The sequence below is a fragment of the Arthrobacter sp. NPDC093125 genome (genome assembly GCF_044754225.1).
In the GTDB taxonomy this organism is placed as follows: domain Bacteria; phylum Actinomycetota; class Actinomycetes; order Actinomycetales; family Micrococcaceae; genus Arthrobacter.
Genome location: NZ_JBIVOQ010000004.1, coordinates 96,134 through 111,631, shown reverse-complemented (window position 1 = coordinate 111,631; position 15,498 = coordinate 96,134). Strand labels below are relative to the sequence as shown.

General features: G+C 66.7%; 17 protein-coding genes. 13 read left to right on the top strand and 4 right to left on the bottom strand.

Annotated features, from left to right (window positions below):
• Positions 1–81: 81 nt before the first annotated feature.
• The 4 genes from rpsO (at position 82) to ACIP9X_RS10155 (ending at position 4,931) form a co-directional block, all read left to right on the top strand.
• Positions 82–351: a 30S ribosomal protein S15 gene (rpsO, locus tag ACIP9X_RS10170; protein WP_400479614.1), complete on the top strand. Its 270-nt coding sequence runs from the start codon at positions 82–84 to the stop codon at positions 349–351.
• Between the two features lie 244 nt (positions 352–595).
• On the top strand, positions 596–2,854 hold the full coding sequence (locus ACIP9X_RS10165; protein ID WP_400479875.1) for a polyribonucleotide nucleotidyltransferase: 2,259 nt from the start codon (positions 596–598) through the stop codon (positions 2,852–2,854).
• Between the two features lie 174 nt (positions 2,855–3,028).
• The gene (locus ACIP9X_RS10160; protein ID WP_400479613.1) at positions 3,029–4,372 is read left to right on the top strand and encodes a M16 family metallopeptidase; all 1,344 of its coding nucleotides are present in this window, start codon (positions 3,029–3,031) and stop codon (positions 4,370–4,372) included.
• A gap of 97 nt (positions 4,373–4,469) precedes the next feature.
• The gene (locus tag ACIP9X_RS10155) at positions 4,470–4,931 is read left to right on the top strand and encodes a DUF1579 family protein (protein ID WP_400479612.1); all 462 of its coding nucleotides are present in this window, start codon (positions 4,470–4,472) and stop codon (positions 4,929–4,931) included.
• Between the two features lie 133 nt (positions 4,932–5,064).
• Here the strand turns inward: ACIP9X_RS10155 and ACIP9X_RS10150 are convergent, their stop codons facing one another.
• Both ACIP9X_RS10150 and moaA read right to left on the bottom strand, forming a co-directional pair.
• On the bottom strand, positions 5,065–5,331 hold the full coding sequence (locus ACIP9X_RS10150) for a MoaD/ThiS family protein (RefSeq protein ID WP_400479611.1): 267 nt from the start codon (positions 5,329–5,331) through the stop codon (positions 5,065–5,067).
• 4 nt (positions 5,332–5,335) lie between these two features.
• Positions 5,336–6,487, bottom strand: coding sequence for a GTP 3',8-cyclase MoaA (gene moaA, locus ACIP9X_RS10145; RefSeq protein WP_400479610.1), 1,152 nt, complete (start codon positions 6,485–6,487; stop codon positions 5,336–5,338).
• Between the two features lie 268 nt (positions 6,488–6,755).
• Between moaA and ACIP9X_RS10140 the strand changes: the two genes are divergently transcribed.
• The 7 genes from ACIP9X_RS10140 (at position 6,756) to ACIP9X_RS10110 (ending at position 12,466) form a co-directional block, all read left to right on the top strand.
• Complete coding sequence (locus ACIP9X_RS10140; protein WP_400479874.1) at positions 6,756–8,222, top strand: molybdopterin-dependent oxidoreductase; 1,467 nt, start codon at positions 6,756–6,758, stop codon at positions 8,220–8,222.
• A gap of 23 nt (positions 8,223–8,245) precedes the next feature.
• Entirely contained in the window at positions 8,246–9,544 is a 1,299-nt protein-coding gene (gene glp / locus ACIP9X_RS10135; protein WP_400479609.1) for a gephyrin-like molybdotransferase Glp, read from the top strand.
• On the top strand, positions 9,532–10,026 hold the full coding sequence (gene moaC / locus ACIP9X_RS10130) for a cyclic pyranopterin monophosphate synthase MoaC (protein ID WP_400479608.1): 495 nt from the start codon (positions 9,532–9,534) through the stop codon (positions 10,024–10,026). Before glp ends, moaC begins: the two co-directional genes overlap by 13 nt.
• 2 nt (positions 10,027–10,028) lie before the next feature.
• A complete protein-coding gene (locus tag ACIP9X_RS10125; RefSeq protein ID WP_400479607.1) occupies positions 10,029–10,538 on the top strand; it encodes a MogA/MoaB family molybdenum cofactor biosynthesis protein in 510 nt (169 codons plus the stop codon).
• Positions 10,528–10,995, top strand: a complete 468-nt coding sequence (locus ACIP9X_RS10120; RefSeq protein ID WP_400479606.1) for a molybdenum cofactor biosynthesis protein MoaE — start codon at positions 10,528–10,530, stop codon at positions 10,993–10,995. Before ACIP9X_RS10125 ends, ACIP9X_RS10120 begins: the two co-directional genes overlap by 11 nt.
• 146 nt (positions 10,996–11,141) lie before the next feature.
• Positions 11,142–11,900, top strand: coding sequence for a MerR family transcriptional regulator (locus ACIP9X_RS10115; protein ID WP_400479605.1), 759 nt, complete (start codon positions 11,142–11,144; stop codon positions 11,898–11,900).
• A gap of 242 nt (positions 11,901–12,142) precedes the next feature.
• Complete coding sequence (locus tag ACIP9X_RS10110) at positions 12,143–12,466, top strand: hypothetical protein (protein ID WP_400479604.1); 324 nt, start codon at positions 12,143–12,145, stop codon at positions 12,464–12,466.
• On the opposite strand, the gene ACIP9X_RS10105 is transcribed toward ACIP9X_RS10110, so the two are convergent.
• Positions 12,437–12,739, bottom strand: a complete 303-nt coding sequence (locus ACIP9X_RS10105) for a hypothetical protein (RefSeq protein WP_400479603.1) — start codon at positions 12,737–12,739, stop codon at positions 12,437–12,439. The genes ACIP9X_RS10110 and ACIP9X_RS10105 overlap by 30 nt on opposite strands.
• A 223-nt stretch (positions 12,740–12,962) precedes the next feature.
• Between ACIP9X_RS10105 and dapB the strand changes: the two genes are divergently transcribed.
• The gene (gene dapB / locus ACIP9X_RS10100; RefSeq protein WP_400479602.1) at positions 12,963–13,721 is read left to right on the top strand and encodes a 4-hydroxy-tetrahydrodipicolinate reductase; all 759 of its coding nucleotides are present in this window, start codon (positions 12,963–12,965) and stop codon (positions 13,719–13,721) included.
• A 5-nt stretch (positions 13,722–13,726) separates the two neighbouring features.
• Positions 13,727–14,215: a hypothetical protein gene (locus ACIP9X_RS10095; RefSeq protein WP_400479601.1), complete on the top strand. Its 489-nt coding sequence runs from the start codon at positions 13,727–13,729 to the stop codon at positions 14,213–14,215.
• Positions 14,216–14,245: 30 nt separating this feature from the next.
• Here the strand turns inward: ACIP9X_RS10095 and ACIP9X_RS10090 are convergent, their stop codons facing one another.
• On the bottom strand, positions 14,246–15,481 hold the full coding sequence (locus ACIP9X_RS10090) for a heparan-alpha-glucosaminide N-acetyltransferase domain-containing protein (RefSeq protein ID WP_400479600.1): 1,236 nt from the start codon (positions 15,479–15,481) through the stop codon (positions 14,246–14,248).
• Between the last annotated feature and the right edge of the window lie 17 nt (positions 15,482–15,498).

Genomic DNA, 15,498 nt, shown 5'->3' with positions numbered 1-15,498 from the left:
TTGTTGACGGGACCGTCCGCGCCTGCACACCCGGCAGTAAATTTCTGACTCGGGCCTCACGGCACATCTCTAGGAGTTATTGTGGCACTTGACGCCGCCGTAAAGCAGTCCATCATCAAGGAATACGCAACGTCCGAGGGCGACACCGGTTCGCCGGAGGTCCAGATTGCGGTTCTGACCCAGCGGATCAAGGATCTGACTGAGCACATGAAGGAGCACAAGCACGACTTCCACACCCAGCGCGGTCTGCTGGCCATGGTCGGTCGTCGCAAGCGCATGCTGACCTACCTCAAGAAGACTGACATCGCCCGCTACCGTTCGCTCATTGAGCGTCTCGGCCTGCGCCGCTAGTCTGACTTAGGGGGCGGCCCATTCCCGCTGGGAACGGGCCGCCTTCTGCACTAAAAAATTCAACAGGAGGATCAACCGCATCACGCATTCGCGGTCCTCGGTAGTGATCCCCGGGAAGCTTCGCTGACAGAAGCCGGCCCGTGGGTCTCGATCGATGACCGGGTGCAGTGCAGGCCAGTAGACAGATGCTGGACTGGGTTGATGCGGCTGGACTTCCGTTAACCAAGAAACGGAGGTGACTCTCTTGGAGGGTCCCGAAATCCAGTTCTCAGAAGCAGTCATTGACAATGGCCGCTTCGGCAAGCGCGTAATCCGCTTCGAAACCGGCCGTCTTGCCAAGCAGGCAGCCGGCGCAGCCATGGTGTACATCGACGAAGACACTGCGCTGCTTTCCGCCACGACCGCCGGCAAGCACCCGCGCGAAGGCTTTGACTTCTTCCCCCTGACGGTGGACGTCGAAGAGCGCATGTACGCCGCAGGCCGCATCCCGGGTTCGTTCTTCCGCCGCGAAGGCCGCCCGTCCACGGAAGCTATCCTGGCCTGCCGCCTGATGGACCGCCCGCTGCGTCCGGCCTTCGTTAAGGGCCTGCGCAACGAGGTCCAGATTGTCGTCACCGTGCTGGCAATCAACCCGGACGAGCTGTACGACGTCGTGGCGATCAACGCCTCTTCGATGTCCACCCAGCTTTCCGGCCTGCCGTTCTCCGGTCCGATCGGCGGCGTCCGCGTTGCCCTCGTGGCGGACGAGCAGGGTTCGCAGTGGGTTGCCTTCCCGAAGCACTCCCAGCTTGAGAACTCCGTGTTCAACATGGTCGTTGCCGGCCGCGTTGCGGGCGATGACGTCGCCATCATGATGGTCGAGGCCGAAGCCACAGACAACTCCTGGAACCTCATCAAGGAACAGGGCGCCACCGCTCCCACCGAAGAGGTCGTTTCCGAGGGCCTCGAGGCTGCCAAGCCGTTCATCAAGGCCCTCTGCGACGCCCAGCAGGACCTGGCAGCCCGCGCCGCCAAGCCCACCGTCGAGTTCCCGGTCTTTTTGGACTACCAGGACGACGTGTACGCCGCCGTTGAGGCCGCTGCAGCCGAGAAGCTGACCGCCGTCTTCCAGATCGCCGACAAGCAGGAGCGCGACAACGCAGCCGACGAGCTGAAGGACGAAGTTGTTGCTTCGCTGTCCGGCCAGTTCGAGGGCCGCGAGAAGGAAGTGTCGGCAGCGTTCCGCTCCGTCACCAAGCACGTCGTGCGCCAGCGCATCCTGAAGGACCAGGTCCGCATCGACGGCCGCGGTTTGACGGACATCCGCCAGCTGACCGCCGAGGTCGAGGTTCTGCCCCGCGTCCACGGCTCGGCAATCTTCGAGCGCGGCGAAACCCAGATCATGGGCGTCACCACGCTGAACATGCTGAAGATGGAACAGCAGATTGACTCGCTGTCGCCTGTAACGCGCAAGCGCTACATGCACAACTACAACTTCCCGCCGTACTCCACCGGTGAGACCGGCCGCGTCGGTTCGCCGAAGCGCCGCGAAATCGGCCATGGAGCCCTGGCGGAGCGCGCGCTCGTGCCGGTGCTCCCGTCCCGCGAGGAGTTCCCGTACGCCATCCGCCAGGTGTCCGAGGCCCTCAGCTCCAACGGGTCGACGTCGATGGGCTCGGTCTGCGCCTCCACGCTGTCCATGCTCAACGCCGGTGTTCCGCTGAAGGCTGCCGTTGCCGGCATCGCCATGGGCCTCGTGTCCGACCAGGTTGACGGACAGACCCGCTACGCCGCCCTCACCGACATCCTCGGCGCCGAAGACGCCTTCGGCGACATGGACTTCAAGGTGGCCGGCACGTCCGAGTTCGTCACCGCCATCCAGCTGGACACCAAGCTCGACGGCATCCCCGCCTCGGTGCTGGCAGCAGCACTGAAGCAGGCACGCGAAGCCCGCCTGCATATCCTCGAGGTCATCAACGCAGCGATCGACACCCCGGACGAGCTCTCCGAGTTCGCTCCGCGCGTCATAGCCGTCAAGATCCCCGTGGACAAGATCGGCGAGGTCATCGGCCCCAAGGGCAAGATGATCAACCAGATCCAGGAGGACACCGGCGCCGACATCTCCATCGAGGACGACGGCACGGTCTACATCGGCGCCACCGACGGACCGTCTGCCGACGCAGCACGCTCCGCGATCAACGCCATCGCCAACCCGCAGGTACCGGAAATCGGCGAGCGCTACCTGGGTACGGTCGTCAAGACCACCACCTTCGGTGCGTTCATCTCCCTCACCCCGGGCAAGGACGGCCTGCTGCACATCTCCGAGCTGCGCAAGCTCGCCAGCGGCAAGCGCGTGGACAACGTCGAAGACGTGGTCTCGGTCGGCCAGAAGATCCAGGTGGAGATCACCAAGATCGATGACCGCGGCAAGCTTTCCCTGTCGCCGGTCGTGGCTGAAGAGGAAGGCGCCGGCGAGTCCGAGCGCGCCCACACGACGGAGCCTGCTGAAGGCGCTGACGTCTAACAGTTCCGGTTTCCGGGACACACAGCATGAAACGGCGGGGCCGGTGGTTGATCCACCGGCTCCGCCCCCGTTAAGACTTCCTGACACTCTGCCGGCAGCCCTTTGGGGACTACGACCCGGGGCGCCGCTGGTACGATTGCAGGCAGATTTGGCTCCGCTTCCTGAAAGGCCTTGATGACTGTCGTACCCCTGCCGCTGGCGCAGAACCTCCACGGTGACACCCTGATCCACGGAGCTGACGGAGGCTCTGAAGTGCGCCGTTCCGTTCTGCCGGGCGGGGTGCGCGTGCTGACCGAGGCCATGCCCGGCCAGCGTTCCGCCACCATCGGATTCTGGGTAGGAGTGGGATCCCGGGACGAGGCACCCGGCCAGCACGGCTCAACCCACTTCCTTGAGCATCTGCTGTTCAAGGGCACCCGGCGGCGCACGGCCCTGGAAATCGCGTCTGCCTTCGACGAGGTGGGCGGGGAATCCAACGCGGCCACCGCCAAGGAAAGCACCTGCTACTTCGCCCGCGTGTTGGACACGGACCTGCCGATGGCCATCGACGTCATTGCGGATATGATCACCGGCGCTGTGCTGGACCCGGCGGAAATGGAACAGGAACGCGACGTCATCCTCGAGGAAATCGCCATGGACAGCGATGACCCCACGGACGTGGCGCACGAGCACTTTGTCGCCGCGGTTCTCGGCTCACACCCCCTGGGCAGGCCCATCGGCGGGACCCCGGACGCGATCAGGGCAGTGGCCCGCGACTCTGTATGGGACCACTACCGGCGCTACTACCGTCCCGATGAACTGGTCATCACCGCCGCCGGCGGTCTGCATCACGACGACGTGTGCCGCCTTGTGGTGGATGCACTCCACGGTGCCGGCTGGCCGCTGGAGCCCGATGCGGCTCCGGTGGAACGGCGGTCCACGGAACGCGCGGAGATCACCGGGACCGCCGGGATGCACGTGGTTAAGCGCCCGGTGGAACAGGCCAACATCATCATGGGCTGCCCCACGATCGTAGCCACGGATGAACGCCGGTACGTCATGAGCGTGCTGAACGCGGTGCTTGGCGGAGGCATGTCCTCGCGCCTGTTCCAGGAGATCCGTGAAAAGCGGGGGCTCGTGTACTCCACTTATTCCTTTGCCTCCTCCTACGCGGACGCCGGCTACTTCGGCATGTACGCCGGCTGCACCCCCACGAAGGTCCGCCAGGTCCTTGAACTGCTGGGCGCGGAGCTGGACAACCTCGCCGAGGGTGGCATCTCCGAGGAAGAACTTCGCAAGGCTGTGGGCCAGCTCTGCGGCGGCATCGTTCTGGCGTTGGAGGACACCGGCTCGCGCATGTCCCGGCTGGGCCGCGCCGAACTCGTTTCCGGGGAGTACCAGGACATCGATGAGACCCTGCGGCTGATCAAATCCGTGACAGCAGAGCAGGTCCAGGAACTGGCCGGCGAACTCGCCGCAGCGCCCCGGACCGTGACGGTAGTGGGCCCGTTCGAGGAGACGGAAACTTTCGGCTTCTGACTTGGGGATGCCGCTGGACACCCCCGGTGGGCAGGACCATGATGGAGCCAGATCCCACTGCGCATGGATACCGCGCGGAACCGCACTCGGAGGAACGATGGACCAGCCTCACCCGGGGACAGCCCACGAGGCGCTGGAGATGCTCGTCGGGCACTGGCTGGGAACCACCGAGCTGGCCGCGTCGCCATGGGGTCCGGCCCGGACGGCCAAGGCTGAAGTGACATTCACGAGGGCTGCCGGCGGGCTGGCCGTGGTGCAGACGTACCGCCACACCGAGCCCGACGGCACGCATTTCGAAGGCCACGGCGTCTTCACGGTGGATCCCGACCACGGCGAAACGCTCTGGTACTTCGTGGACAGCATGGGGAAGCCGCCCGAAGCTCCGGCCCGCGGTGCCTGGCACGATGCCAAGCTCACAGTCGAACGGCACAGCGACCGCGGCACCGCCCGGCACACCTTCCGCGTGGATAACGGTACCCTGATCCACACCACCGAGCTCCGGCTGGGGGACGCCCACGACTACAGCCCCTTCATGACCTCAGTCTGCCGCCGCGCCTGACAGCGCGAACGGACACTTAAGCCCCTTGAGCCCCAACTAAGTAGCACGTCAGGCCGTTCCCAGCCCTGAGAACCGCCTGAGCTGCTACTTAGTTGGGATGAGCCCCGGAGAAGGGCCAGCCGTGGGCTTGGCTTCAGCCGCCGGCGAAGGGCGGCAGGACGTCCACCATGTCGCCCTCGGAGAGGACCACTGAGCGGTCCCGGACCGCGACTTCGTTGAGCAGGAAGCTGCTGCGCGCAAGGATGCGGGCAAGCCCCGGCGTTCCGGCCGGAGGCTCCGGACGTTCGACGTCGAGGACGGCGGCGAGCAGGGCCTCCACCGTGGACCCGGGCGGGAGGTCGAAGCGTTCTTCTTCCACGCCTGCCGCAGCGCGTGCGGCAGCAAAGTAACGTACGTTCAAGGGTTCAGCCTCCGATGGCGCTCATGCTGCGGTCCGGCTGGACGAAGTCCGGAGCGTCGAGTCCCACGTGGTCCATGCCATGGGCTTTGGGCTTGAGCCACATGGCATCCTGCCAGCGTTCTGCCAGTTCCTGGTCCGTGGCGCCCGCCCGGAGCAGTCCGAGCAGGTCGAATTCCTCCCGCGAGAAGAGGCAGCTCATGATCTTGCCTTCCGCGGTGATGCGGGTGCGCCGGCAGTCGGAACAGAACGGCTCGGTGACGGAGGCGATGATCCCCACGGTTCCCAACACCGGCCCCGCGGGTCGATGCCGTACTTCGAAGCGTTCCGCCGGTGCGCCGTCGCGGGCGCGGGGATCCGGGCTCAGGACGTAGTCCGCGGACAGCAGCTCGCGGATCTCTGCCGCCGTGATCATGTTCCGCCGGGTCCAGCCGTGGTCGGCGTCGAGCGGCATCTGCTCAATGAACCTCAGCTCATAGCCCTTCTCCAACGCCCAGGCCAGCAGCGCGGGTGATTCGGTGTCATTGATGCCGCGCATGAGAACCGCGTTGAGCTTGACCGGGCCGAGTCCCGCAGCCCAGGCGGCATCCACGCCCGTAAGGACGCGGTCCAGGAAGGGGCGCCTGGTCAATTTGGCGAACGTCTCCTCGTGCAGGGAGTCCAGCGAAACGTTGATCCGGGTAAGTCCCGCGGCTTTGAGCGCGGCGGCCTTCCTGTCCAGGCCTACACCGTTGGTGGTCATGGAGATCGGCAGGTCCGGGTGCTCCTGGCGGAGCGCCGCAATGATGTCGACGAGGTCGGCACGGACCAGGGGTTCGCCGCCGGTCAGCCGCAGCTCCCGGACTCCGAGCAGGTCAACGCCCACGCGGACAATGCGCACGATTTCATCGGCCGACATGACCGCCTGCTTCGCCAGCCATTCCAGCCCTTCGGCGGGCATGCAGTAGGTGCAGCGCAGATTGCACTTGTCCGTCAGGGAGAGGCGCATGTCCGTGGCGCGTCGGCCATAGCGGTCAGCCAGGCCTGCGGGAGCATCCGCCGGGCGAGCAGCCGGAATGCCCTGCGCGCCGGAAACGCCCTGTGCGCCGGCAGTGCCTTGCGCGTCGGCAAGCGGACTGCTCCCTTCGCGGGGCTGCGGCATGCCAAGCTGAACACTCATGAATTCAGGCTACGCCAGATTGGGCCAAAGCATCACGCGCATGACGCCGCCGCGAACATATGCTGGAAGGGTGAACGAGTCCCAGCCCGACGTGCCCGGGACAGCGGCCGCACAGCAAAGCGCTCCCGCCCCTCAAACGCGCGCCGGATCAGGACTTCCGGTGGCCCCGTCCCGCCGGTGGGCGGCAGCCGCGGGAGTTGTTGCGGCAGGTGCCGGATTGGTGGCGAGCGAGCTCATCGCGGGATTCGTCAGCCCTTCGCTGTCCACCATGACGGCCGTGGGCGGCGTGGTCATCGATGTTGTTCCGCCCGTGGTCAAGGACTGGGCGGTGGCGCTGTTCGGCACCGCGGACAAGCTGGCGCTGCTGGCTGGCATGGCCCTGGTGATCGCGGCGTTGGCCGCATTCGCCGGCGTGCTGGAACTCCGCAGACGTCTGGCCGGAGCCGCCGTGTTCGCCGTCTTCGGACTTGTCGGCGTGGCAGCTGTGCTGACCCGCGCCCAGGTGACTGTTCCCGCCGTCGCCCTTCCGGTGCTGGCAGCGGGCATCGGCGGACTGCTGATGCAAAGCCTCATAGCCCGGCTCGGTGCGTGGCGGGCCAGCGGGCGGGACGGCAGGCGGGACGCCGGGCCGGATGCGGCAACGAACGGCCCGGACGCCGCGAAAAACGGGCGGCGGGGGTTCCTCTCGTTGCTCGGAGGTTCAAGCGGGGCAGTCCTGGTGGGCGGGGCGGTTGCAACGGCCTGGCGGGGAGGGGCGGCGGGGGTCAACGAACTCCGGCGCACCCTGCATTTGCCTGCTCCCCGGTCCCAGGCCGTGGCGATTCCGCCCGGAGCCGAGATTGGTCTGGACGGAATGCAGCCTCTCGTCACACCGAATCCCGATTTCTACCGCATTGACACAGCGCTCTCCGTCCCCGTCCTCGATCCGCGCGAGTGGACGCTGAAAGTCACCGGCATGGTGGAGCGGGAGGTCGAACTCGACTTCGAGGCCCTGCAGGCGAAGCCCCTGCTGGAACGGTACGTGACCATTGCCTGCGTATCCAATGAGGTGGGCGGTGACCTGATCGGCAACGCGCTGTGGCTCGGCTGGCCGGTCCGTGAATTGCTGGCCATGGCCCGCCCGCTGCCGGGCGCAGACATGGTCCTGTCCAGAAGCTCGGACGGCTGGACCGCGAGCACGCCCTTGGAAGTCCTGACGGACCACCGGGACGCGCTGCTCGCCATCGGCATGAACGGCGAGCCTCTGCCGCTCGAACACGGCTTCCCCGTGCGCATGATCGTCCCCGGACTGTACGGATACGTGTCCGCCACGAAATGGCTCACGGAACTCAAGGTCACCCGGTTCGCCGACGACGTCGCCTACTGGACACCGCGCGGCTGGTCTGAACGCGGACCCATCAAGATTTCCTCGCGGATTGATGTTCCCCGTGACGGCCGGTCCGGCCGTCCGGGTGCTCTGATGTTCGGAGGCGTGGCGTGGGCACAGCACACGGGCATCGGGAAAGTGGAGCTGCGCGTGGACCGCGGCGACTGGCAGCAGGCCGAGTTGGCGCCGGGCATTTCTGTGGACACCTGGTACCAGTGGAAGCTGGGAATCAACCTGCAGCCGGGCCGGCATGAAGTCCAGGTGCGCGCCACAGACCTCAACGGCCGCGTCCAGACGGAGGAACGCCGATCCGTTGCCCCGGACGGCGCCACAGGCTTCCACACCATTAGAGTTGACGTAAACCCATAGCCGGCGCTCCCTAAGGCAGGACCATGCACAGTCACCCGCAGCCGCACGCCACTGCCTCCGCAACCGACACTGCCTCCGCAACCGCCGACACTGCCGCAGCGGACACTGCTCCGGCTGCCAGGCACCGCAGCGTGGCCGAACACCGGCAGGCGGTGCGGAACCTCCTGGAGCCGCTGCTGTCCTCCCGCCCCACGGAGCGGGTTCCCCTGACCGAGGCCCTGGGCCGGGGGCTGGCCGAGACCATCACCGCGCCGCTGAATCTTCCGCCCTTCGCCAACTCCCAGATGGATGGCTTTGCCATCCGTTCCCAGGACGTGCTCGACGGCGTCACGGTCCTGCGCGTCGCCGCTCCCGTGCCGGCCGGTGCCAGTCCCGCCGGGCTGGCAGCGGGGACAGCAGCTCCCATCATGACGGGCGCGATGATTCCTCCCGGGGCGGACGCCGTCGTTCCCGTTGAGCGGGCGGTTCCCGCCGTGTTTCCGGCTCCCGGAACAGCGGCAACAGTGCAGCTGCCGTCCACGCCGCCCGGGACATTCATCCGGCAGGCCGGCAGCGACATCCAGGCCGGGGAGACGGCCCTGGCCGCAGGCACGCATCTGGGCCCGGGCCAGCTGGGCCTGGCCGCGGCGCTTGGCCTGCCCGACGTGCTGGTGCACCGCCGGCTGACAGTCCTGCTGGTCACCACTGGAGATGAAGTGGTGGCACCGGGCGGACCCTTGGGCGACGGAAAGATCTACGACGCCAACGGCACGCTGTTGGAGACCTCGCTGCTGCAGGCCGGGCTGGCCGTGACCAGGGCCGGCATCTCGACGGATGATCCCGAGGCCCTCCGCCGCCTGCTGCGAAGCCATTCGGGGGTCGATCTCATCGTTACCACCGGGGGAGTCAGCAAGGGAGCCTACGAAGTGGTCCGCCAGGCGATGGACGGCCAGGATGTGGACTTCGCCCACGTGGCCATGCAGCCCGGCGGTCCACAGGGCATCGGAAGGTTCGACGGCGTGCCCCTCCTGGGGTTTCCCGGCAACCCGGTCAGCTGCCTTGTGTCGTTCGAGATGTTCCTGCGCCCTGTCCTCGGTGAACTGTTTGGCTCGCCCGCACCCAGAACCGTTGTGCGCGGCCGGCTCCTGCAGCCGCTCACGTCGCCCGCGGGCAAGCACCAGGTGCGGCGCGGGACCTTTTTGCCCGGCGGTACTGTTCGGCTTAAGGGAGGCGAAGGCTCCCATTTGATCAGGGCGTTGGCGCAATCAAATGCCCTGGTACAGGTGCCCGAAGGTGTCTCCGCTCTCGATGAGGGCGCCGAAGTGGAAGTATGGATGCTGTGACAGCACAAAATGACCCTGCCGCACTGACGCACCTGCGCAGCGACGGCACCGCCCAGATGGTGGACGTCTCAGGAAAATCCGAAACCACACGGGAGGCGACAGCCACCGCGACGGTCCACAGCACCCGGGAGGTGCTGGCGTTGCTCGGCACCGGCGGGCTGCCCAAGGGCGATGCCATGGCCGTTGCGCGGGTAGCCGGCATCATGGCGGCTAAGAAAACCCCTGACCTCATTCCACTGTGCCATCCGCTGCCGATTTCGAAGGTGACCGTGGACTTCGAGCTCGGCCCCGAGACCGTCGGCATCCTGGCCACCGTCAAGACCAGGGGAGTCACCGGCGTCGAGATGGAGGCGCTGACGGCGGCCTCCGTCGCGGCCCTGAGCGTGTACGACATGATCAAGGCGGTGGACAAGCACGCGGTGCTGACCGACATCAAGGTCCTTGCCAAAAGCGGCGGCAAGAGCGGGGACTGGACACTGTGAGCATGCCAGGAGTACCGCACGTCCACGGGGAGGTCCAGGGGAGGAAAGCCGGCGTGGTCATTGCCTCTACGCGCGCAGCGGCCGGCCTCTACCAGGACGAGACCGGGCCGGTCATCATCGACTGGCTCACCGAGCACGGTTTCGACGCCTTCCCGGCCATGGTGGTTCCTGACGGGGAGCCGGTAGGTGCCGCCATCCGGGCCCTGCTCACCCAGCAGCCCGCCGTCGTCATCACCAGCGGCGGGACCGGGCTCAGCCCCGACGACCGGACGCCCGAAATGACGCTGCCCCTGCTGGACCGGGAAATTCCCGGCATCATGGAAGGGATCCGGCAGACGGGCATTGCCAAGACACCGCTGGCGATGCTGAGCCGCGGGCATGCGGGCGCTGCCGGCAGAACCTTCATCGTTAATCTGCCCGGATCACCCAAGGGCGTCATGGACGGACTGTCCGTGCTGGATCCGGTGATCGGGCATCTCTGTGACCAGCTGGAGGGCGGACATGGACACTGAACAGGCGTTCGACATTGTGCACGCCGTACTGAGCGAGGAACCGATCTCCGTCGATGTGGCCATCGCTGCCGTCGAGTCGGAGACCGCCGGGGCTGTCGTTAGCTTCAGCGGCGTGGTGCGGAACCACGACGGCGGCAAGAGCGTGGACAGGCTGAACTACACCGCGCATCCAACGGCGCACCGGGTTCTTGCCGACGTCGTGGCGAAACTCGTGGCCGAGCATTCCCGCGATGACAGCGGAGAGCCGGGTACTCCGGTGCGCATCTGGGCCGCTCACCGGGTGGGTGACCTGAAGATCGGTGATCCTGCCCTGGTCTGCGCCGTGGCTGCCGCGCACCGCGGGCAGGCGTTCGCGGTGTGCTCGGAACTGGTGGACCGGATCAAGGAACAGGTTCCCATTTGGAAGGAACAGTTCTTCACTGACGGCACCGTGGAGTGGGTCGGGGCGGGAGCCTAGGGGCCGGCGCAGGGGCCAGCGCCGGAGCCTAGGAGCGTCGGGAACCTAGGGGCGAGCGGCAACCTCTTGACCCTTCCGTTGCGTCAACCTTTAGAGTCGCTGTGTCGGGCCGCAAACCGCAGGCCCGCGGACGGACAGGGGCGGACGTGGACTGGTCTATCCAGGAGATCGCGAAGATTGCCGGCACAACCAGCCGCACGCTCCGCCACTATGACGACATCGAGCTGCTCAAGCCTTCCCGGACGGGACAGAACGGCTACCGGTATTACGACTCCGCTGCCCTCGTGCAGCTGCAAAGGATCCTCCTCCTGCGCGGACTCGGACTGGGACTGCCGGCGATTTCCGACGTGCTGAGGCACGAAACCGATGCCGTCCGGGCGCTCGGCAACCACCTTGAGTGGCTGCGGCAGGAGCAGGCACGGCTTGCACGGCAGGCTGCCTCCGTCCGGCAAACACTGGAAGCGCTGAAAGGAGATGGAGAGCTCGTGGCTGAAGAAATGTTCGACGGTTTTGACCACACCCTCTACAAAGACGAGGTCGAGGAACGGTGGGGCAAGGAGGCGTATGCCGCCGGAAATTCCTGGTGGCAGGGCATGGGCGCCGAGGAGAAGAAGGCCTGGCGGCAGGGCGCTGAGAAACTCGGCAGCGACTGGATCCGGGCGGCAGAATCCGGCATGCCGGCGGACAGCGATGCGGCGCAGGAGCTTGCCAGACGGCACGTGGAGTGGCTCTCGGCGATTCCTGGCACACCGGCATTCGTCCCCGGAGGGGACCGCAAGGGATACGTGACCGGCCTTGGCGAGATGTACGTGGCAGACCCCCGTTTCGCCGCCAACTACGGCGGCGAGCAGGGAGCGCGCTTCGTCCGCGACGCCCTCCGCGTCTTTGCCGAGAAGCACTTATAAGGCAGGAACATCCTTTGGGGGGAGCAGCGCGGGTGGGGGAACAGCAGGGGGGTCAGGAAAGGGGGTCGGGGGTCCGGCTTTCTGTAGCTGATGTGCGGCACGATGACAGTCATCGGGAGGAGCCCGCGGCGCTGAAAACGGCCCGCAGGCTGCTCCGGATGAGGCCCGGACTCCTGCCCGGGCCGGTCTCACGGCAGTGTGCGGAGGGGTGCACTGGCAGCTGCAGCAGAAAGGATAGGCCAATGGAACCGGCGGACTCAGGCTCGGAGACCGGAATCCAAGGACCACGGGAGGATACGCCGCTGCAAAAGCGGGACATCGGAAGAACGGCCCGTTCCACAGGACTGGACGGGTTCGGAGGATTTGACGGGAACAGACGTCCTCCGACGCGGGTCCGGGGTGATCCGTCCCTGCGCGGTCAGGTCCTGGACGTTATCGCAGACGTGGTCTCTGGAGCGGCGACGTCCCCTGAGGTCCGCCAGCGGCTTCTATGGCAGCTGATGGAGTATCCGGGCAACCCGGAGCAGGCCCTGCTCTCACACATCCTCGGTTTCGAGAATCCCTGAGGGAGCCGCGTCCGTCCGGAGGTCGGGGTCCCGAAGGTGGTCCAGCAGGGCCCGTTCCGGGTGCCCGGGGTTTTCGGCCAGGTGCTGCAACATCCGCTCACGGACCTCCGGACGGACGGGTTCCGCATCGGAAAGGACGTCCAGGATGATGTCCACAATCTGCCGGCGCAGTTCCGGGCTGCCGAGCTGGACGCATGCCAGCGGCTCCGGTACGGCCGTTTCCCATTCCTGCAAAGCTGATGACTTGTGCAGCCCGCGAATTTCCGTACGCATTGAGGCCTCCTTCAGCTCGTCTAAGTCTCTGTCCCTGCCCCCTGGGTGCTTCCATCATGGGCCGTCAACGTGAAGCATGAATGAGACTCGTCTGAGAGTCTTCTCATACGCCGTTCTCCCTCCGTTTTCCCAGCCTTTGGCTTTCCGTCGCGGCGGTCATCCACGGGGGGTAACGCGCACCCCGGTTCTACTGTCAGGCCGGGCAAAAGGTAGGGTTGAAGCCATGACCGAACAACTCCCCGTCGCCGTTCTGGGCGCGCACGGGCGCATGGGCGCCGAAGCAGTCAAGGCCGTCGAAGCAGCTTCCGATATGAAGCTCGTGGCCGCCCTGGGCCGGGGCGATTCGCTGGATACGCTCAGCAGCTCAGGCGCCCGGATCATCGTGGACCTGACGGTGCCGGAGAGCACGGAAGCGAACGTCCGCTTCGCCGTCGAGCACGGCATGCACGCCGTGGTGGGGACCACGGGCTGGGACGCCGGCAGGCTCGCGGAGCTGCAATCCCTGCTGTCCGGCAAGCCGGACGTGGGCGTCCTCATTGCGCCGAACTTTGCCCTCGGATCGGTGCTGGCCTCCGCCTTTGCCGCCAAGGCCTCCAGGTATTTCGAGTCGGTTGAAATCATCGAACTCCATCACCCCGACAAGGTGGATGCCCCCTCAGGCACCGCGGTCCGCACTGCCCAGCTCATCGCCGGGGAGCGTGCCAATGCCGGCCTCGATCCCAGCCCGGATGCAACCACCAGCGAGCTCGCGGGTGCCCGGGGCTGTGACGTCGACGGCGTGCGCGTCCACAGTGTCCGGCTCCGCGGCCTCGTGGCGCACCAGGAAGTCCTGCTCGGGGGACCGGGGGAACAGCTCACCTTCCGCCACGATTCCTTCGATCGCGCCTCCTTCATGCCGGGAGTCCTTTTGGGTGTGCGGAACGTCGCCCGGCACCCCGGTCTGACGGTCGGCCTGGACGGCTATCTGGATCTGGGGCTGTAGGGACCGTGAATCGCTTTTTCGGCCGGCTGAAGCAGAACCGCACCAAAATCTGGGTAGGCGCCGTCACGCTCCTGCTTGTGTTCTATTTGGTCGTGTCATTCCAGCGCTCTCTCCTCCTGCTGACGGATCCTGAACCGGTGGCGCGCGCCATCGGGGCGGCGTATCTCGTCCTTCCGGTGATCGGCGCCTGGGCCCTGATCCGCGAGCTGCTGTTTGGTGCCCGCACGGAACAGATGGCGAAGGTTCTCGAGGCCGAAGGCGGCCTCCCGGTGGACAACCTGCCCCGCACCCCGGCGGGAAGGATTGTCCGCGCCGCCGCAGACGAGGAGTTCGAGAAGTACCGCGCCGAGACCGAAGCGGCCCCTGATGACTGGCGCTCCTGGTTCCGGCTCAGCTGCGCCTACGACGCAGCAGGGGACCGCAAGCGCGCCCGTTCTGCCATGCGGGACGCGGTGCGGCTTTTCCGTGCCTCCAACGGCGCACTCGCGCGGTAACCGCCCCGGGCGCACGTAAGTGCAACGCCCTCAGCGCACCCTGTCCGGCTCCTGCCGTCCCACTTGGTTGGCGGCATGGCCGACCCATTCGAGGGGGCCGCGGCGCTTCAGGATCACGAAGGCCATGCCGATGAGCACGGCGAGTGCGGCGTGCGCGAAGTACATGCCGTCCTCAGTCCATCCCTCCGGCAGGGGCTTGAGGTGGAACGATGCCACCACCCAGACGTGCACGGTGTACAGGGTCAGCGTCATGGCCCCTGCGCCCCGGAGGGGCAGCAGGAGGTCCAGGTCCAGCCATTCGCCAAGCTTGCCCACCAGAAGGCAAAGTCCGACGACGGCGGCAGCCACTCCGCTGGTATGCAGCAGATCGAGGGTGGTTCCGGAGTGCGGGGCGCTGCCGGCCAGCCACCACCAGGAACCTTCCTGCCGGACGCCGGCCAGATTCACCTGCAGGAGGCTGTCCAGCGGGTAGTTGGGGTCCGTCAGTATTGCCTGCAGGGCCTCCCGGCCGCCCCACGCCTCCATGGCCGCGGTGCCCAGCACCTTGGCGAAGGCGGCGACGGCGGTGCCCGCTGCCAGCAGCAGCAGCGGAAGCCCCGGTGCCGTCAGGGAGAGGCGGCCGATGATCAGGCCGATCAGCAGATACGAAAGCCACTGCAGGACCGGGTAGTAGCCGGTCAGGAACAGGTCGCCCAGCAGCTGGCCGGGCGTGGTCAGGTCTTCCCACCCCGGGTTGTGGTTCAGCTGCAGCGGAGGTTCCGCGGCCATCAGCCAGGGCCGCAGTAGGAAGCCAAGCACCGGTGAGCCCAGGATGCAGCCGGCGGTCCAGGCGCACAGGGCTTTGAGTCGCAGGCCGAGGAACGGCAGAACGCACAGGAAGAGGACGGCATAGTGCACCAGGATCACCGCGACGTTGACCTCGAGGCCGCCCAGTGCCAGTCCGACGACGGCGATCACCAGGGCGCGCAGGGCTATGCCCCGCCGGGCAGCCGCGAGGGCACTGCCCTCCAAGGGGTGTTTCTTGCCCGTGGACAGCGCAAGACCGATGCCGGCCAGCACTGCGAAGAGGGCCGCGGCCCGTCCTGAAAAAGTCAGCCCGATCCATGTCGGGGTCAGGTTGGCGTCCGCCTCGAAAGTCGGCAGCAGGTGGGTGGCCATCATCCCCAAGAGGGCAAGGCCACGGGCGGCGTCAATGCCTGAGAGGCGGGTGGAGGCTGCCTTGCCTTTCGATGTTCTGGACGATGCAGCCGTGCTCCCCGAGGTCATGATGTGATCGTCTCACA